Genomic DNA, 18,632 nt, shown 5'->3' with positions numbered 1-18,632 from the left:
TGCTTGCCGACAGTGGCAACCGGCGGGGCCGCGGATTCATTCCGGGCCGGGCGCTCGATTTACGGCTCCGTTTCATGCTCGCACACGCGCCGGGAACCGGAAAACGTCTCTTTCCGGGTCTTCCCGGGAATGAACGGCGGCTCACCGGGATTCACGTCACACAGACGCTATGGCCATCGTCAAAGTGACGTGAAGCAGTTATGATAGATAGCGTCAAATCGACGAAAAGTCGCGGAAGAGAAAGGGTGCGTGTGGTGACCACCGCCCAGCCCCAGGAGCTCGACGTTCAGCCGACGCCCCTCGCCCTGCTGCTCCTCGGCCGTGAGGCCGACCCGAAGAGCGAGCGCGGCGTGGAGTGCCCCGGCGACCTGCCCTCGCCGTCCGACCCGGACCTGGTGGAGCGCGCCCGCAAGGCGAAGGAGAAGCTCGGGGACAAGGTCTTCGTGCTCGGCCACCACTACCAGCGCGACGAGGTCATCCAGTTCGCCGACGTGACGGGTGACTCGTTCAAGCTGGCCCGGGACGCGGCCGCGCGCCCGGAGGCCGAGTACATCGTCTTCTGCGGTGTGCACTTCATGGCGGAGTCCGCGGACATCCTGACCTCCGACGACCAGAAGGTCGTCCTGCCCGACCTGGCCGCCGGCTGCTCGATGGCCGACATGGCGACGGCCGAGCAGGTCGCCGAGTGCTGGGACGTGCTGACCGAGGCCGGCATAGCCGAGCAGGTCGTGCCCGTCTCGTACATGAACTCGTCCGCCGACATCAAGGCGTTCACGGGCAAGCACGGCGGCACGATCTGCACCTCCTCGAACGCGAAACGGGCCCTGGACTGGGCCTTCGAGCAGGGCGAGAAGGTCCTCTTCCTCCCCGACCAGCACCTCGGCCGCAATACCGCCGTCCGGGACATGGGCATGTCCCTGGAGGACTGCGTCCTCTACAACCCGCACAAGCCCAACGGCGGGCTGACGACCGAGGAACTGCGCGCCGCGAAGATGATCCTGTGGCGCGGCCACTGCTCGGTGCACGGCCGCTTCAGCCTGGACTCGGTGAACGACGTCCGCGAGCGCATCCCGGGCGTGAACGTCCTGGTCCACCCCGAGTGCCGCCACGAGGTCGTGGCCGCCGCGGACTACGTCGGCTCGACGGAGTACATCATCAAGGCTCTGGAGGCCGCGCCCGCCGGCTCCAAGTGGGCCATCGGCACGGAGCTGAACCTGGTCCGCCGCCTGGCGAACCGTTTCGCACCCGAGGGCAAGGAGATCGTCTTCCTCGACAAGACGGTCTGCTTCTGTTCGACGATGAACCGCATCGACCTCCCCCACCTGGTCTGGGCCCTGGAGTCCCTGGCCGAGGGCAACCTCGTCAACCGCATCGAGGTGGACAAGGAGACGGAGGCGTTCGCGAAGCTGGCGCTGGAGCGGATGCTGGCGCTGCCGTAGGGCGCCCGCCCACCGACCCGTACGTTCCCGGTGACACAGCCCCCGCCCGTACCCCCTGGGTCTCGGGCGGGGCCCGTGTCTCAGAGACCCACGTGGGAGAAGGCCGCCCAGTCCGATGCGTGGGCGAAGGACCGCTCCTGGGCTGGTCTGCGGACCAGCGCCCGCCACAGGGCGCGCGTCGCCTCGGGCGGAAGGAGGGACTCGGCGTCTCCTCGGAGGGCCTTCACCTTCTCCTCATTGGTGGTGTCCCGCACCCACCGCTGCGCCGCTCTCAGAGCTGCGGCCGGCGTGGAGTCCGTGCGCCTGAGTTCCTGGTGGAAGCAGGTCATCAGCAGACAGGAGGCCAGGTCTTGGATCGCCCACTGGGTGGCGGTGATCCCGGCCACTCCGGCCTGCAGGAGCCCGGTCGGCAGGCTCACCGCCTCGTCGGGGAGCGCCAGCCCGGGCACCTGGCTCTCGCAGCTGGACAGGATCGCCAGGCGCACACCACCCGAGCCGTGGCCGGTCAGCCGCAGCCGCAGCACATCGCCGAGTGTCAGAGGCTGGTCGTCGGCCAGCACCAAGGCGCTTTCCAAGGGATCACTGAGGTTGGCGACACCGTGGCAGGCGAAGTGGTGCACCTGATGCCGCCCCAGCTCGTCCGTCACCTCCTGAACACGGGCGGCCGTGCGGCACAGGCCACGAGAGTCGGCGAAGTGTGCGCGGGCCGCAGCGACTTCCACCGCGGCGAACGCCAGGGGCGGGTATCCGCTCGGCAGCGGGTCGTTGACTGTGAGCAGCGAGGACATCGGAACCCGCTCGGCGATCTCCTGGGCGGTGCGCAGACTGCGCGCGTTCGGTGCATAGCTCAGGACGCAGTCGTCCATGGCGTACCGGCGCCGCGTCGGACGCGAGGCGTCGAGGGTCCAGGCCGCGTGCAGGGGCAGCAGGCCCAGCTGGCCTGCCGGAATGAGGAAGGCGCTTGTTTTCGGGGCTAGTCGGCCGAGCACGTCCTTCATCGCCGCGTCCCACAGCCATGCGGTGACCGCGTCCAGCGTTCCGCGCCAGATGCCCGCTTCCCGCCTCCGCCCGGCATATGCTTCCCGTAGGTCGTGGGCTCGCCGCGTCACGGCCTGCTCGGTCAGCCCGGGCAGCCACACAGTGTCGACGGAGCCGTCGCCCGGGCCCACGACCAGCGCCACACCGCCCGCGCCGGTGGCCGCGAGGTAGACAAGGGGTGCCGTGGTGGCCGCTGCGGCGATGTCGGAGAATTCCGGGGCGTCCAGGAAGTCGGGTTTGACGCGGCGGATCTCCTCGATGCTCGTGTCGAGCTCGCGGCGCGCGGCACGAAGCCGCTCCTCTTCGGTGGCCACAGGGGCCGGCCCGATGGTGACGCCTTCCCCAGCGGCCTCCCAGCTACGGATGCGTTCGCTCCACTCCCTGTTGGCTCGCTGGTAGCGGCGCACGCTGTCCCCGTGCCCGCCCTCGATTAGGTCATCGAGCTGTGCCCGGTCGCGTTCCAGTACCTCGCTCAGTTGCTGGGCACGGCCCCGCTCCAGCGCGACGACCGCTTCCCTCGGCGCACCGCGCATGGCCATGGCAAAGGCGGCGAGGGCCGGCAGGCCCTGGGCCGTAAGCAGCCAGCTCTCCTTGTGACGCCTGCCGAACTGAGCCTCGTAGAGGTTGGTCGTGGCCCGCACGGCGACGCGGCACGCCTCGGCCGCATCGGACCAAGCCCCCTCCCGGAAGGCCCATCTCGCCCACTCCCCGGCGGCGATCAGGGCCGGGCCCGCCTGGGTGCTCAGCCCGGAGAGGCAACCGGTGCGGTACGACTCCACAGCACGGCGGCGGTCGTCACGCCGGCCGAGCTGCTGGTACCGGACGCGCAGGGTTCTGCCCAGCGCCATGAGCACGGAGGAGCGGTTGACCCAGCTTTCAGACGCAGCGGCGAGAGCGTCCTCCAGCAGGCGGACGGCCCGTTCGATGTCCTCGAGGTCGTGCAGGCGTTCGTACCGCAGCTGCAGCCCTCCGGCGAGGTTCAACAGGTACCTGGGCCGGTCGGGGCTGCCGGGCGGGGCGGCGTCGACGGACCGGTCGAACACGTCGATGGAACGCGTGAGGTCCATCAGATCGTGGGTGTGCCGGTAGCGGTCCATGAGGGCGCCGCCGTAGTTGTTGAGGACACCGCCGGGAAACAAGGTGTCGGCGATCGAGGGTGACGCCGTGGCCCGCTCGTAGGCGTCCACGGCGCGATGCAGGTCCTGTGGGTCGCTCGTGACGTGGTACCGGTCACGCAGGGCGACGCCCAGGAGGTTGAGTCCGATGACCGGCGCCGCGCCACCCGCGGTTGGTCCGTCCAGGACCATGTCGATGACGGCGATCGCCCGGTCCAGGTCGTTGAGATTGCCGTCCCGGCCGTACCGGTCCCACAGGGCCAGACCGTAGTTCGTGGCGATCTCCGCGTACTTGTCGTCCGTCGGCGCCAGATACGCCAGCGCCTCGTTCAGGTGCTCGAGCGCCGCGTCCAGGTCCGCGCCGACGCCCGCGTGGATGTACAGGTCGCGCCGGAACAGGCCCAGGAGCCCCAGGACCTGGGCACGGGCGAAGCTGTGGGCGGGCTGCCTCGGCAGCGTGGTCTCAAGCAGGACGACGGCCCGGGACAGCCGCCCGCCGTCACCGTCGCTCTGGTACCTCTTCCACAAGGTCAGAGCGAGTTCCTGCCTGGTGCGGTCCAGCGCGGCCTCGTCGGGACCGGCGTCGGCCAAGCGCTCCTCCAGGACAGTGACGGCCTCGTCGAGAGCGGCCGGGTCGCCGGTGGCGGAGAAGCGCGACTCAAGGGCCTCAGCCAGATAGCGGGAGACGGTGTCGCGCAGTTCGGGTGTCTCCGCCGCGGCCGACCGTGCTTCCTGCGCAAGGGTGCGCATCCGGTCCAGGTCCTCGGGGGCGCCGAGTGCGGTGTGGCGTACGCCGGTGGCGTGGTGCATCGCCTGCAGCGCGCGCATCCGGTCCGCCGGTGTGCCCGCCGCGGCGACGGCGGCGTCGAGTTCACGGACCGCGCGGTCCAGGTCCGCCGTCCGGTGGGTCCGCCGGTAGCGGGTGAGGAGGACGAAACCGAGGCTGATGAGGGCGTCGAGAGCTGTGCTGGAATGGCCCGCGGCCTGTTCAAGCAGGGCGACCGCGGCGTCCAGATCGGCCGGGTCGCCGTCCGCAAGCGCCCTGGCCTCCAGCAGCACGGCCTTGTCCCGTCGGCGGCCGGCCGTACGCCCGGGGTCGTCCGCCGACGCTGCGAGTGCCTCGTCCACCAGACGTAGCGACTGGTTCAGGTCGTGTGCGGCGCCGGTTGCTTGCGCGTAGCGGAAGCCGACCATGGCGGCCCCGGCGAGCAGGTCCGGGGGCGGGGGTGTGTCCGGGTCGCTCTCGTCGAGGAGCCCTGCGAGGAGGTCCCGGCTGCGCCGCAGAGCGGCGAGTTCACCGCTTCCGGACCATCGCAGTTCCAGCGCGTAGGCGAGGGTGTAGCGGGCATCGCCGCTCAGTGCCGGATCGGCCGACCGGGAGAGCAGGCTCTCCAGCAGGCCGATGGCCCGGTCCACGTCGGCAGGGCCGGAGGCGCGGCGCAGCAGCTCGCCGATCGTGTCGAGCAGCAGCCCCTGCCATTCTCGTGGGGTGTCCTGCGGGACCCGGCCACCGGGAGCGACCGGGAGAGCAGGATCCTCGTGTCCGGGGCCGAGCACCTCCGTGAAGAGATCGAGCGCCTCCACGAGGTCCGGGCGCAAGCCGACCACGCGGGACCGGAGGGCAAGCAGAGCAGCGAGGTCCACCAGGTACTCGCGCCGGCGTTCGCAGTCCGGCCGCGCTTCCGCTACCGCCCGGCGGTACGCCGCCACGGCCTGCTCCAGGTTCGCCGGTTCCCCGTCCTCCTCGTACATGGCCATGTGTGCCAGGCCGGCAGCGGCCGCCATACGGTGGCGCAGGTCCGGGCCGGCCAGTGCCGCCGCCTCGTCGAGCACGGCGATCCCCCGCCGCCGGTGCTGCACGTCGCCCCGGTACGCCAGTAGCCGCCCTGCCCGGAAGGACACCTCGGCGGACAGCCCCCCTCCGGCCCCGCTCAGCGCTCGGGCCTCGCCCAGCGCTCGGTCCGCTGCGGATATGACCTCGCCGGTGTGTGCCTCAACCGCGCCGAACGTCTCGGCGATCAGCAGCAGCACGGCGATGCGCTGCCCGGGGGTGAGGTCCGGGAGCGTGGACTCCGTCAGGATTCTGAGCAGAACGTCCTCGGAGAGCCGGTCCCGCTCCTCGCGCCACGAATCGATGAGAGCGAGGAGAGTCGTGAGGAACGCAGAGTCCTGTCGCCGAGGGCGTGAGGGCTGGAATCCGACGAACACGAATTCGGGCCACACGGCAGGGATCTTGTTCGAACTCTCTGTCGCACCTTCTATGGATTCCCTTGAATCACCTGAATCACCAACACCCTCGGACCCTTCAGGCTGCTCCGACTTCCCACCCGGAACGGCATACACACGAATGTTTTCGGGTCGGCTTCCCTCGGGAAACGGAAGTGACAGGCCCATAAGCGGCCCCTTTCGTGATCAGTCCGTCCATCGTGGCGAAGACACGGACGAACCCCTAGCATGCCTGACAGAATCGCACCTTGAGGGCCCATCAGGGCAGTCGACCGGGGGCGGGAGTGACGGGTGCCGGAAGGCCAGGAAGAAGAACTGTCGATTCCGCTTGTCACGTCCTGGTGGCTTCCGGAACGGGAATTTCATCGTCTGCGTCGCCTGTGGCCTGCTTTCGCTGCCGAATGGAGCGGTGACTTCGCGTCGTACTGCCGGCGCCACGAAGGATTCTTCCGGGAACTGGCCTTGCTGGCCGAGCGGTTCCAGGTCGCACAGGTGTCAGTCGACACCTATGTGAAATGGTGCAGTACCGAACAGCTGGATCCCTGGGACAAGGACCACTTCACTCTCTACGCGATGGGGCCCTGCGAGACTCGTCGCGACTGGCCACCGCAGCCCGGTGACCCGTGCTGGTGCGAGCGAGGTGACCAGTACCAGGACTGCTGTGGCGGTGTGCGCTTCACCGTCCCGCCCTTACTGGAAGGACAGTTGACGGAGCTGATCGCCGAGCTCCTCACCGAGCCGGACTGGTGGCGCTCACGCGAACGCACACTGACACATCCTGTGCTGATGAGCGAGGCGGCCACGGAGGTGCTGGCCGGGCTGCTGCCGAAGTACGGCCGGCATCCCAAGGCCCAGGACACGCTCGGGGAGATCGGGCGCCTGCTCGAGCGCTGCCGGCTGATCGGCGTCGAGCAAGCATACGACGAGCTCCTGGAGTGGAAGGTGTCCAGCACAGAACCGGTCCCTGAGGAGGACCGAGTCCCCGAAGAGCTGGCCACCGTCGTACGCGAGGCGGCGCGGCTCCACCGGCGCATCGCCACGGCCCCCACCGAACAGGCGGTGGCGGACGGCGCAGCAGTTTGGCGCCGCACCATCGAGCTGACCGAGCGTCTGGGCCGCCCGTCCGGGGAGCGCAACTACGGTTGGCGCGGGCTGCGCTGGGCACATTGGCGGCGGTACGAGGCGGAGGGCCGCTACGCGGATCTGGAGGCCGTCGGGGAGGTGCTGGCCGCGATGGTCCAGGCGCTCGGATTCGACGCCACCATGCAACGCGACGCCCGGCGCGAGCACGTGGCGTTGCTGCGGCTGATGCGCGCGAAGGCCGGAACACCCGAGTCACAGGACCGTGTCGTCGAGATCCTGCAGAGCACGTCCGAGACCTGCCCCGCGCCGGATCGTGTCCTGTACCTCGATGCCCTCGCCGAGGCACTGGCGGAGCGGTACGACCGATGGGGCAGCGGAACCGATCTCGACAGGCAGATCGACGTCCGCCGGGAGCTGGTGGGCTACGAGGACGCCGAGCCTGGCACGCGCGCCCTCCGGCACGGCCAGCTGGCGGTGGCGCTGCGCAACAGGGCGATGGCCGCGCAGGACGCACACGACCTGGACGAAGCGGTGCGGACCCTGCAGGAAGCCCTGGGGCTGCCGCTGCCCGACGACCGCGAGTCCCTGGCATTGCTGACCCACCTGGGCGCCAATCTCCGGCTCCGCTACGAGTACCTGGGCCGGACCGGCGACCTCGACAGCGCGATCGCCGTGCACGAACGCGTCCTCACCGCGGGGCCCGCCGACACGGAGCACTACCCGTACGCGCTCAACAACCTCGGCGTCGCCCACCTGACACGCCACGAGCGGTTGGGCGACATGGCGGACATACGCAGGGCCGTCGGCCTGCTTCGGCGGGCCGTGGCCCTGACCCCCGCCGGTCAGACGGTGAGCGGGGAGCGTCGTCGCAGTCTCGCCGAGGCCATGGTCGCGATGGTCACGGACGAACCTCGCGCCCGGCGACTGCCCCTGCTGGCCGCAGCGGTGGAGGCTGTGGACGGCTGCGCGGCGGAGGACGCGGCAGACTCGCCGTTCCGCGGTCTGGTCCAGGCATGGCGGTGCCTCCTCCTCGTCCGGTGGTGCCGCGTCGTGGGTGACACGGCCGACCACGACACCGCGATAGCCGCCGGGGAGGACGCACTCGGGGCACTGAGGGCCGGCCACGTGAGCCGCCCCCGGCTGATCGACGACCTGGCTCACGGCCTGCTGGAGCGGTTTCGGCGCCGCGGATCGCCGGATGACCTCGAACGAGCCGAGGAGCTGGCCGACTTCGCAGTGGCCGTGCCGCGCGCACAGTGGCCCGCCCTGCCCGCGCAACTGCGGAGCCTGGCGTACGCGCGGCGCGCGCGTGGGGACGCCCCAGGTGCGCTGCAGGCCTATCGGCTCGCCGCCGGGTACCCCGAGCAGGGAGATCTGCGGTCCCGGTTCGCCGCCGCCTGTGACTGGGCGGTGTGGGCGCACACTCGGGAGGACGGTGAGGAGGCGGCCGAAGCCATCGACCACGCTCGAGCGACCGCGCTGCGGGTGGCACGGATCTGGCTGGCGGGGGGTGCGGAGGCGGCCCACAGGTTCCGCCCGCTGCAACGGCGGGCGTCGCGCACCCGCATCGAGCTCCACGGCTCCCCCGCCGCGGCCGGTGCCGACGCCGTGCACGAACTCCTCGTCCACGCTTCCCGGGGGCTGCCCGGGCCTCTTCCCGGGGACCTGGCCACCCGTCACCGGGCTGCGGCCGAGCGGGTGCGGCATCTGGACAGGTCCTCGCTGGACTTCAAGAGGCCGGGGGCGGGTAGGGACGCTCTGCGGGGGGCCTGGGACGAACTGGACCGCGTCCTGGCGGAGTTCCCCCTCGACGGTGTGCCCGCCGCACTCGTCCCGGTGCTCGCGTGCCACGGAGGGAGCCATGAGTGAACCGGGAGTCAACATGAGCGAGGGGGATGCCTTGGGCGAGCAGGCGCGCGGCGAGGAGATCACCGGCGCCGAGGACGAGATCGTCGCGGTCGCGGAGCAGATCCTGTCCGAACTGCGGCGGTCCCCCGAGCCGGAGATGCGGGTCGGTCTCCTGGCGGACCTCGTGCGCATGGCGCGCGAGGAGACCGACCCCAAGGCCAGGGCGGACCGTGAGGACGAGCTGTACACCCTGCTCGCCGCCCACGAGCCCAGCCGGCGCCGTCTGGACGAACTCCTGCCCGACACCACCAGGGAGAAGGGACTGGAGCAGCCGACGTACTCGCCGGCGGTACCCGTTCTGAAGGACCGCTACGTCTGCCCCGTGGACAACGGCTACGCCTGGGCGGTGCTCAGCGTCGAGGATCCGCGGCCGCCACTCGAGTACTGCCCCGACCACCCCGAGGTGGCGCTCGTCTTCCGGGCCGCCGGCACCGAGGACTAGGGGGCGGCCGTGCTTGGTCAGTTCTGGAACGGGCTGGGAAGCAGGCTGGCGGAGCGCTGGGTCGCCCTTCTGCTGTCACCGGCCCTCTTCTTCTGGACAGTGGGGGCGGTCGCCTGGCACTGGAAGCGCACGGATCCTTCCCTGCGCCGCGACGGGCTGGCCGCGGTCGCCGGACAGTTGGGCGACCAGGTGCGGGGACTGCCCGCCGTCGTCCAGGGACTCCTCGTGGTGATACCCCTCGTCGTAGTCAGCCTGTCGGCGCTGGCCGCCCAGCGGCTCACAACTCCGGTGGTGCGGCTGTTGTCGGGCGTCTGGCCACGGTGGCTGGACTGGCTCCACGGGCCGTTGCTGAAGCGCCGCCGTCAACGCATCGATGCAGACACCGAACGGCTGCGGAACCTCGCGGCGCTTTCGGATGCGGCTCTGGACTGGCGGCAGCGCCGTGCCTACTCGGATCTCAACCGCCGTCATCTTCAGACGCAGCAGGACCACTCCCGGCAGTCGGCCACCCGTCTCGGTAGCATCCTCAGCGCCTTCGAGGACCGGCCGAGGACCCGCTACGGACTGAACGCCGAGGTCTGCTGGCCGCGCCTGTGGCTGCTGCTGCCGGATGCGGCGAAGCAGGAGGTGGCCGAGGCCCAGCGGTGCTTCGGCGCCACAGCGCAGACATGGCTATGGGGTCTGCTCGTCGTCATGTGGACGCCCTGGGCGTGGTGGGCGCTCCCGTTGGGCTTGGCAGTCTGCGTGACGGCCTACCTACGGGCCCTCGGCGCCGCCGTGCTCTACGGCCAGCTCTTCGTGGCCTGCTTCGACGTTCACCGTGAACTGTTGTACGACGCTTTGCGTCGGCCGCTGCCTGCCTCCCCTGCCGATGAACCCGGAAGCGGCGCCGCGCTGTCTCACTATCTCGAGAGCGGCTCATATGCGGCCGAGCCTCGCTTCGTCGAACGCTCGGAGTGAGGCTCGGCCAGGAACACCAGGGCGGGGCGTGCCGTGCAGCACGCCCCGCTCCCGGTTCCGTCGCCTACACCCCGGCCGGCTCCGGCTCCTCCGCCGTCTCCGTGCGCGGGGCCGGGAGGCCCTTCTTCGCCGCGCGCTTCTTCGCCCGGCGCTCCTTGCGGAGTTCGAACATCGCGTACAGCGTCGGGACCAGGAGGAGGGTGAGCAGGGTCGATGTCACCAGGCCGCCGATCACGACCACGGCCAGCGGCTGGGCGATGAAGCCGCCTTCGCCGGTGATGCCGAGGGCCATCGGGAGCAGGGCGAAGATCGTCGCCAGGGCCGTCATGAGGATCGGGCGCAGTCGGTGGCGGCCGCCCTCGATGACGGCCTCGACGACGCCGTAGCCCTGCTTGCGGTACTGGTTGATCAGGTCGATCAGCACGATCGCGTTCGTCACCACGATGCCGATCAGCATCAGCATGCCGATCATCGCGGGGACACCCATCGGCGTACCGGTGGCGATCAGCAGGCCGATCGCGCCGGTGGCCGCGAACGGGATGGAGACGAGCAGGATCAGCGGCTGGACCAGGGACTTGAAGGTGCCGACCAGCAGCATGAAGACGATCGCGATGGCCGCCAGCATCGCCAGGCCCAGGTTGAGGAACGCCTCGTCCTGGTCCTCGGAGACACCGCCGATCGACGCCGTGGCGCCGTCCGGGAGCTTCAGCGCGCTGATCTCGGACTGGAGCTTGGTGCTCACCGCGCCCGTGTTGTCGCCGGTCGGCTTCGCGGAGATGGTGGCCGCGCGCTGGCCGTCGATCCGGGTCATGGAGACCGGGCCGTCGATCTGCTTCACCGTCGCGATGTCGCCGAGCTTCACCGCGCCCAGGTTCAGGTCCTGAAGCTGCTTCAGGGTCTGCGCGGGCTTCGCCGAGCGGATGACGACGTCGCGCTCGCTGTCGTCGAGGGTCGCCTTGGCCGCGTTGGTGCCGCGGATCGCCTGCGCGACGGCTGCGCCCAGGGTCTGGTCGTTGAAGCCGGCCGCGGCCGCCTTGTCGTTGGCCTTCACCGAGATGCGCGGCACGCTCTGCGCCAGGTCGCTGGTGACGTCCGTGACGTCGTCGAGTTCGGCGACCGTCTTGCGGACCTCCTCGGACGCCGTACGCAGGACATCGGCGTCGGCGGCCTTCACCACGACGCTGAGGTCCTGGGCGCCGAAACCGTCACCGGCGGCGATGGTGGTCGTGCCGATGCCCTTGAGACCGGCCAGGCCCTTCTCGATGTCGTCCTGGACGTCCTCGAACGGCACCGAGTCGTCCAGCATCACCTGGTACGAGGCCTGGTTGGAGTCCGTGCCGCCGCCGAAGGCGGCCATGAAGCCGGACGAACCGATGGTGACCTGGTAGTCCTTGACGCCCTTGGTGTCGGCGAGCAGCTGCTCGACCTTCTTCGCCTGGGCGTCGGTCGCCGCGAGGCTGGTGCCGGGCTTCAGCTCCTGCTTGACGCTGAGGACCTCCTGCTCGCCCTGGTCGAAGAAGTTCGTCTTCAGCAGGGGCGCCATGCCGAACGTGCCGACGAGGACGACGATCGCGAGAGCCACGCTGGTGAGGCGGCGGCGGGTCGCGAAGCGCAGGACGGGGACGTAGAGGCGCTGGAGGCGGCTCTTGGCCTCCTTCTCCTCGGCGAGGCGGCGTGCCTCGTCCGCGTCTTCCGGGGTGCCCTTCGGCGGGCGCAGGAACCAGTACGACAGGACCGGTACGACCGTCAGGGAGACGAGGAGCGAGGCCAGCAGGGCGGCCGTGACCGTCAGGCTGAACGAGCCGAACAGCTCGCCCACCATGCCGCCGACCAGGCCGATCGGCAGGAACACCGCGACCGTGGTGAGCGTCGAGGACGTCACCGCGCCCGCCACCTCACGGACGGCCAGGAGGATCGCCGAGTGGCGCTCCTCGCCGTAGCCGAGGTGCCGCTTGATGTTCTCCAGGACCACGATCGAGTCGTCGACGACCCGGCCGATGGCGATCGTCAGAGCGCCCAGCGTCAGGACGTTCAGCGACAGGTCGCGGGTCCACAGCACGATCAGGGCGAGGACGACCGACAGCGGGATGGAGACCGCCGTGACGAGGGTGGAGCGGATCGAGGCCAGGAAGACCAGGATCACCAGGACCGCGAAGAGCAGACCGAGCGCACCCTCGGTGGTCAGGCCCTTGATGGACTTCGACACGGCCGGGCCCTGGTCGCTGACGACCGTGAGGTCGGCACCGGAACCGAGGTCCTTGCGGAGGTCGGGAAGCTTGTCCTGGACGGCCTCGGAGATCGCGACCGCGCTGCCGTCGCGGTCCATGGTGACGGCGACGGAGAGGCTGGGCTTGCCGTCCGTGCGGGTGATGGAGTCGGCCGGGGCCTCCTGCTGCTTCACCGTGGCGACGGCGCCGAGGCGCACCGGCTTCCCCTTGCCGGGCTCGCCCGTGACCATCAGGTCCTGGATCTGCTTCAGCGAGGTGAAACCGCCGCCGACCTGGACCGTGCGGTTGGCGCCGTCCTCGTCGAAGGAGCCGGCCGGGACGGTGGCGCCGCCCGCCTGGAGCGCCTGCATGAGGGACTGCGGAGTGAGGCCCGCCTTCGCGAGCTTCGCGTTGTCGGGGGTGATGGCGACCTGGAGGTCGCGCACACCGTCGACGGTGACCTGGCCGACGCCGTCGATGCTCTTGAGGTCCGGTACGACGGTCTTGTCGAGCTGGTCCGCCAGGGCCTGCTGGTCCCGCTCGGAGCTGACCGCGAGGACGACGGTCGGCATGTCGTCCGTGGAACCGGCGACGATCTGCGGGTCGACCTCGTCCGGGAGCTGGACGCGGGCCCGGTTGACGGCCTGCTGGACGTCGGCGACGAGCTGCTTGGTGTCGTTGCCGTAGTCGAAGGACGCCATGATCACGGCGTTGCCCTCGCTGGCGGTGGAGGTGACGCCGCTGATGCCGTCGACGGCTTCGAGGTTGTCCTCGATGGGTTCGACGACCTGCTTCTCGACCACGTCCGGTGACGCGCCCTGATACGGCGCCAGCACGGACACCATGGGCAGTTCGATGGTGGGCAGCAGCTGCTGCTTGAGCTGGGGTATCGCGATCGCCCCGAAGACGAGCGCGATGATCGACATCAGCCCTATCAGGGCCCGTTGCGCGAGGCTGAATTTCGACAGCCAGGACATGGGTGAGGGTCTCTCTTCTGTTAGCGGCAGAAGCGGCAGCGAGCGCGCAGATGAGCACCCGCCCCTACACCCTGAGCCATGGGAGGCCGGGGTTTCGTAGGCCCCAGGTCCATTTCCTTATGCCGCGCATACTCCGGGCGCAGTACACCCGGGCCGGGCTCACTCCACCCTTGGACGGACCAGTCCGGACTCGTACGCAGTGACGACGAGCTGGGCCCGGTCCCGGGCACCCAGCTTGGCCATGGCCCGGTTGACGTGCGTCTTCACCGTCAGCGGGCTGACCTCGAGACGCTCGGCGATCTCGTCGTTGGAGTGTCCTCCGGCGACCTGGACGAGCACTTCGCGCTCCCGTCCAGTGAGCGAGTCGAGCCGTTCGGCGCGGGCCGGGTCGCGCTCGCCGTCGTCGGTGGGGTCCTGGGCGAGGAAGCGTGCGATGAGGCCGGTGGTGGCCGCCGGGGACAGCAGGGCCTGGCCGCCGGCGGCGGTGCGGATCGCGGTGAGCAGTTCCTCGGGCTCGGCGCCCTTGCCGAGGAAGCCGGAGGCGCCGGCGCGCAGCGACTGGACGACGTAGTCGTCGACCTCGAACGTCGTGAGGATGACCACGCGGACGTCGGCGAGTTCGGGGTCGGCGCTGATCATGCGGGTGGCGGCGAGACCGTCGGTGCCGGGCATCCGGATGTCCATGAGGACGACGTCGGCGTGCTGCTCCTTGGTCATCCGCACCGCTTCGGCGCCGTCGGACGCCTCCCCCACCACCTCCATGTCGGGCTCGGAGTCGACGAGCACCCGGAAGGCGCTGCGCAGCAGTGCCTGGTCGTCGGCGAGCAGGACACGGATGGTCATGCGGGGTCCTCCCCGGTCGGTGTGCGGTTCTTGACCGGCAGGATCGCATGGACGCGGAAGCCGCCGCCGTAGCGGGGACCGGTGGTGAGGGTGCCGCGCAGGGCGGTGACGCGCTCCCGCATGCCGAGCAGGCCGTGGCCGCCGCCGCTGCCCGGGTCGGCGTCCTCGCCGCTGCCGTCGTCGAGCACGGTGATCTCGATGTTCGGTCCGACCCGTACGACGCTGACCTCGGCCTTGGCGTGCGGCCCGGCGTGCTTCTGCACGTTGGTGAGGGCCTCCTGGATGATCCGGTAGGCGGCCAGGTCGACGGCGGCGGGCAGGGGGGTGCCCTGGTCGGTGCGGGCGACCTCGACGCGCTGTCCCGCGTTGCGGAAGGTGCCGGCGAGTTCGTCGAGGCGGTCCAGGCCGGGGGCGGGTTCGGTGGGGGCCTCCGGGTCACCGGACTGTCTGAGCAGGCCGACGGTGGCCCGCAGCTCGTTGAGGGCGGAGCGGCTGGCCTCCCGGACGTGGGAGAGCGCCTCCTTGGCCTGGTCGGGGCGCTTGTCCATGACGTGGGCGGCGACGCCGGCCTGGACGTTGACCAGGGCGATGTGGTGCGCGACGACGTCGTGCAGGTCCCGGGCGATGCGCAGGCGTTCCTCGGCGACCCGGCGGCGGGCCTCCTCCTCGCGGGTGCGTTCGGCTTTTTCCGCGCGTTCCCGGATGGCCTGGATGAAGGCGCGGCGGCTGCGGACGGCGTCGCCCGCGGTCGCGCCGATGCCGGCCCAGGCCACGATGCCGAGGTTCTCCTGGGCGTACCAGGGCAGGGGGCCGGCGGCCATGGCGGCGCCGGTCAGCACGGTCGTGGTGAGCAGGCCGACGCGCCAGGTGGTGGGGCGGTCGGTGGTGGAGGCGACGGTGTACAGGGCGATGACCGCGGACATGGCGACGGGGGCGCGGGGGTCGCCGGTGACGGACTCGATGACGGAGAACGTGCCGGTGAGGGCGAGGACCGTCATGGGGGCGCGGCGGCGGAAGACCAGGGCGGCGGCGGCGAGGACCATCAGGACGAGGCTGAGGGGGTCGGGGGTTCGCAGGGCCCAGGTGACGGGGGTGTCGTGGTGGCGGGGTTCCACGAAGGAGCCGGCGACCATGCAGGCCAGGACGGCAGCGGCCAGGACGGCGTCTACGGCCAGGGGGTGTGCCTTGGCCTGGACTCTGACCCGCGCGATTGTGCTCACGGCTGTTTACGGTAGCTGGGCGGGGTGTGCGGGGGTATGGGGGCCGGGGTTCAGGAGGTCGGGGGTGAGGTGCTCGGCGTGGGGGCTGGGGGCGGGGGGTTTCGCAGCCCGGCGTGGCGGGGTGCCTCCCCCACTCTCGGCTTCGCTCGAGCGGGGGGACCCCCACCGCCCACCCGTGCCGCCCCTAGCGGCACGCATGCCCGCAGCGGGGGCGGCGCGCATGCGCGCGGTGGGGTCAGCCTGGGATCAGGCCGTCGTCGCTGAGGAAGTCCCTGACCTCTTCCAGGGTTGCGTCCGGGGACGGGAGGATCAGTTCTGATGGTTCCAGGGAGTCGTCGGGGAGGGGGTCGCCGAGGTCGCGGACTCTGGTCAGGAGGGCCTGGAGGGTGCGGCGGAAGGCCGGGCCGTCGCCGTTCTCCATTTCCGCCAGGAGCTCGTCGTCCAGCTTGTTCAGTTCGGTGAGGTGGCCGTCGGCCAGCCTCACCTGGCCCTCCCCCATGATCCGTACGATCATGTCGCCCTCCTAGGCGTGGGCCCCTACTGCTTGTCGAAGCGCGGGGTGTCCTGCGGCTGCTGCTGCGACTGCTGCTGGCTCGTGCCACCTTCGATGGCCTGCTGCCCGGCGGCCGGGCCCCCGGCCAGCTCCTGCTTCATCCGCTGCAGTTCCAGCTCTACATCCGTACCACCGGAGAGCCGGTCCAGCTCGGCCTGGATGTCGTCCTTGTGCATGCCGGAGGGGTCGTCCAGCGCCCCGGAGGCGAGCAGCTCGTCGATCGCTCCGGCGCGGGCCTGGAGCTGGGCCGTCTTGTCCTCGGCGCGCTGGATCGCCAGGCCGACGTCGCCCATCTCCTCCGAGATGCCGGAGAAGGCCTCGCCGATCCGGGTCTGCGCCTGGGCCGCCGTGTACGTCGCCTTGATCGTCTCTTTCTTCGTACGGAAGGCGTCGACCTTGGCCTGGAGCCGCTGGGCCGCGAGAGTGAGCTTCTCCTCCTCGCCCTGCAGCGTGGAGTGCTGGGTCTCCAGGTCGGTCACCTGCTGCTGGAGGGCGGCCCGGCGGGACAGCGCCTCACGGGCCAGGTCCTCACGGCCCAGCGCGAGCGCCTTACGGCCCTGGTCCTCCAGGGTGGAGGACTGCTTGTTCAGCTGGGCGAGCTGCAGCTCCAGGCGCTTGCGGCTGGTCGCCACGTCGGCGACGCCGCGGCGCACCTTCTGGAGCAGCTCCAGCTGCTTCTGGTACGAGTAATCGAGGGTCTCGCGCGGGTCCTCGGCCCGGTCAAGGGCCTTGTTCGCCTTCGCGCGGAAGATCATCCCCATACGCTTCATGACACCGCTCATGGGCTTCGCGCGCCCCCTTCTGACCGACTCCGGCAGCTGCTCCTGCGACAGAACCCACAGTACGGGCCCTGCATCCATTACCGCACTGTTCGGGGACGGATGCGCTCATCCCCAAGGACGACTGCGGACGGCCCCGCTCCGGCGTAGGGAGTAGGTGATCCCCGGGGTTACCGGAGGCGTACGTCCCGGGAAACGACCGGTGCCGTACACAACGTCCCCTCTGTCCCCATACAGACGACTGGTGTTGCCGGATCGTTCCCCACGGGGCTGGGGTCCATGCCCGGAAGCCCTTACCCTTGGGTTTTGTGTTCCGTAGCCGTGCGAAGGATGAGAAGGCCCAGGCCGCCGTGAAGGCGCCGGAGACCGACTCCAGTCAGCCCCGTCACCCCGAGGCCCGCAAGGGCCGTCCCACGCCCAAGCGCAGCGCGGCCCAGTCGCAGCGCCGCAGCGTGGCCAACACGTCGACGACGCGCAAGGAGGCCGCCAAGCGACAGCGCGCGGAGCGCCGTACCGCGATGGAGCGCCAGCGCCAGGCGCTGGCCAGCGGCGACGAGCGGTATCTGCCCGCCCGCGACAAGGGACCGGTCCGCCGGTTCGCGCGCGACTTCGTCGACTCGCGGTTCAACATCGCGGAGTTCTTCCTGCCGATGGCCGTGGTCATCCTCGTGCTGAGCATGGTGCGTGTGGCCTCGCTGCAGAACATCGCGCTGCTGCTGTGGCTCGTGGTGATCGTGCTGATCGTGCTCGACTCGTTCGTGTCGGCCTTCCGTCTGAAGAAGCAGCTGGCCGAGCGGTTCGCCGGCGAGAACAGGCGTGGCGCGGTCGCCTACGCCCTGATGCGCTCCCTCCAGATGCGTCGGCTCCGGCTGCCGAAGCCGCAGGTCAAGCGCGGAGAGCGGCCCTGACCACGACGCCGTTCCCCGAGAGCGCGGCGGATGCCCGGGAGACCGGGCCGGTCGGGCTGCGCGATGTGGTCCGGCAGGAGCTGGTCGCCCGGCAGCTGGACGAACAGATATCCGGGCGGTTCCCGGTAGGGCAGCGGCTGCGCGTGCTCGACGTCGGCATGGGCCAGGGCACGCAGGCGCTGCGGCTGGCCCGGGCCGGGCACCAGGTGACCGGTCTGGAGCAGGACCCGAGGATGGTCGCCGTGGCCCGGGAGTCCCTCGCGGGGGAACCCGAGGGCATCCGGAAGCGGATGCGGATCATCGAGGGCGACGGCCGGGACACCGGTGTGCACTTCCTGCCGGGCGCCTTCGACGTGGTCCTGTGTCATGGCGTGCTCATGTACGTGGAGGAGCCCGACCCGCTGCTGGCGGGTCTCGCCCGGATGCTCGCGCACGGCGGACTGCTGTCCCTGCTCGTGCGCAACGGGGACGCGCTCGCCCTGCGGCCGGGGCTGTCCGGCGCCTGGTCCGACGCGCTGACCGCCTTCGACACGACCGCCTATCGCAACCGGCTGGGGCTCCCCGTACGGGCCGACCGGCTGAAGGACCTGACGTCGACGCTCGCGGGGATCGGGGCGCCGCTGCACGCCTGGTACGGGGTGCGCGTGTTCACGGACACGGCGGCGGACGGCGCGGAGGTCCCGGGCGACGTCCAGGCGCTGCTCGCGGTGGAGGAGAAGGCCGGGCGGACGGATCCGTACCGCGGGGTGGCGGCGCTGCTGCACCTGTGCGGCGTTCGCGGCTGACGCGGCCGGAGGATGCGGGGGTGGGGGGGGGGGGGGGGGGCCCCCCCCCCAGCCCCCCCCCCCCCCCCCTCCCACCCCCCCCCCCCCCCCACCCCCCCCCCCCCCCCCCCCCACCCCCCCCCCCCCCCCCCCCCCCCCCCCCCCCCCCT

12 protein-coding genes are annotated in these 18,632 nt (G+C 70.8%); 6 read left to right on the top strand and 6 right to left on the bottom strand.

All coding sequences use genetic code 11. The features are described 5' to 3' along the window. Window positions 1-254: 254 nt before the first annotated feature. Entirely contained in the window at window positions 255-1,439 is a 1,185-nt protein-coding gene (gene nadA / locus ACZ6I3_RS02725; RefSeq protein WP_399019238.1) for a quinolinate synthase NadA, read from the top strand. Window positions 1,440-1,519: 80 nt separating this feature from the next. On the opposite strand, the gene ACZ6I3_RS02720 is transcribed toward nadA, so the two are convergent. Further along, window positions 1,520-5,815 (bottom strand): CHAT domain-containing protein, encoded by a 4,296-nt coding sequence (locus ACZ6I3_RS02720; RefSeq protein ID WP_469411036.1) that lies wholly within the window; start codon window positions 5,813-5,815, stop codon window positions 1,520-1,522. A 495-nt stretch (window positions 5,816-6,310) separates the two neighbouring features. Between ACZ6I3_RS02720 and ACZ6I3_RS02715 the strand changes: the two genes are divergently transcribed. The 3 genes from ACZ6I3_RS02715 to ACZ6I3_RS02705 are packed head-to-tail and all read left to right on the top strand — an operon-like array spanning window position 6,311 to window position 10,211. Then, complete coding sequence (locus ACZ6I3_RS02715) at window positions 6,311-8,770, top strand: SEC-C domain-containing protein (RefSeq protein WP_469411035.1); 2,460 nt, start codon at window positions 6,311-6,313, stop codon at window positions 8,768-8,770. After that, window positions 8,763-9,251 carry a hypothetical protein gene (locus ACZ6I3_RS02710; RefSeq protein ID WP_469411034.1) on the top strand — a complete coding sequence of 163 codons (489 nt, stop codon included), beginning with the start codon at window positions 8,763-8,765 and terminating at the stop codon, window positions 9,249-9,251. The genes ACZ6I3_RS02715 and ACZ6I3_RS02710 overlap by 8 nt, the downstream gene beginning before the upstream one ends. 9 nt (window positions 9,252-9,260) lie before the next feature. Beyond that, window positions 9,261-10,211: a hypothetical protein gene (locus ACZ6I3_RS02705; RefSeq protein ID WP_469411033.1), complete on the top strand. Its 951-nt coding sequence runs from the start codon at window positions 9,261-9,263 to the stop codon at window positions 10,209-10,211. A 64-nt stretch (window positions 10,212-10,275) separates the two neighbouring features. Here ACZ6I3_RS02705 and ACZ6I3_RS02700 read toward each other — a convergent pair whose 3' ends face one another. The 5 genes from ACZ6I3_RS02700 to ACZ6I3_RS02680 all read right to left on the bottom strand — a co-directional run bounded on the left by ACZ6I3_RS02700 (window position 10,276) and on the right by ACZ6I3_RS02680 (window position 16,781). After that, the gene (locus ACZ6I3_RS02700; protein WP_469411032.1) at window positions 10,276-13,395 is read right to left on the bottom strand and encodes an efflux RND transporter permease subunit; all 3,120 of its coding nucleotides are present in this window, start codon (window positions 13,393-13,395) and stop codon (window positions 10,276-10,278) included. A gap of 159 nt (window positions 13,396-13,554) precedes the next feature. Further along, window positions 13,555-14,238, bottom strand: coding sequence for a response regulator (locus tag ACZ6I3_RS02695; RefSeq protein ID WP_469411031.1), 684 nt, complete (start codon window positions 14,236-14,238; stop codon window positions 13,555-13,557). Further along, on the bottom strand, window positions 14,235-15,458 hold the full coding sequence (locus tag ACZ6I3_RS02690; RefSeq protein ID WP_469411030.1) for a sensor histidine kinase: 1,224 nt from the start codon (window positions 15,456-15,458) through the stop codon (window positions 14,235-14,237). Before ACZ6I3_RS02690 ends, ACZ6I3_RS02695 begins: the two co-directional genes overlap by 4 nt. Before the next feature lie 235 nt (window positions 15,459-15,693). Then, window positions 15,694-15,972: a PspA-associated protein PspAA gene (pspAA, locus tag ACZ6I3_RS02685; protein WP_215121952.1), complete on the bottom strand. Its 279-nt coding sequence runs from the start codon at window positions 15,970-15,972 to the stop codon at window positions 15,694-15,696. A 23-nt stretch (window positions 15,973-15,995) separates the two neighbouring features. Beyond that, window positions 15,996-16,781, bottom strand: coding sequence for a PspA/IM30 family protein (locus tag ACZ6I3_RS02680; protein WP_469411029.1), 786 nt, complete (start codon window positions 16,779-16,781; stop codon window positions 15,996-15,998). Window positions 16,782-17,098: 317 nt separating this feature from the next. Between ACZ6I3_RS02680 and ACZ6I3_RS02675 the strand changes: the two genes are divergently transcribed. After that, on the top strand, window positions 17,099-17,698 hold the full coding sequence (locus tag ACZ6I3_RS02675) for a DUF3043 domain-containing protein (RefSeq protein WP_469411028.1): 600 nt from the start codon (window positions 17,099-17,101) through the stop codon (window positions 17,696-17,698). Window positions 17,699-17,778: 80 nt separating this feature from the next. Next, window positions 17,779-18,483, top strand: coding sequence for a class I SAM-dependent methyltransferase (locus ACZ6I3_RS02670; RefSeq protein ID WP_469411674.1), 705 nt, complete (start codon window positions 17,779-17,781; stop codon window positions 18,481-18,483). Window positions 18,484-18,632 lie beyond the last annotated feature (149 nt).

The sequence above is a fragment of the Streptomyces sp. NPDC041940 genome (assembly GCF_055589465.1).
The sequence above is the reverse complement of the archived record's forward strand: the minus strand, read 5'-3'. Positions and strand labels throughout refer to the sequence as shown.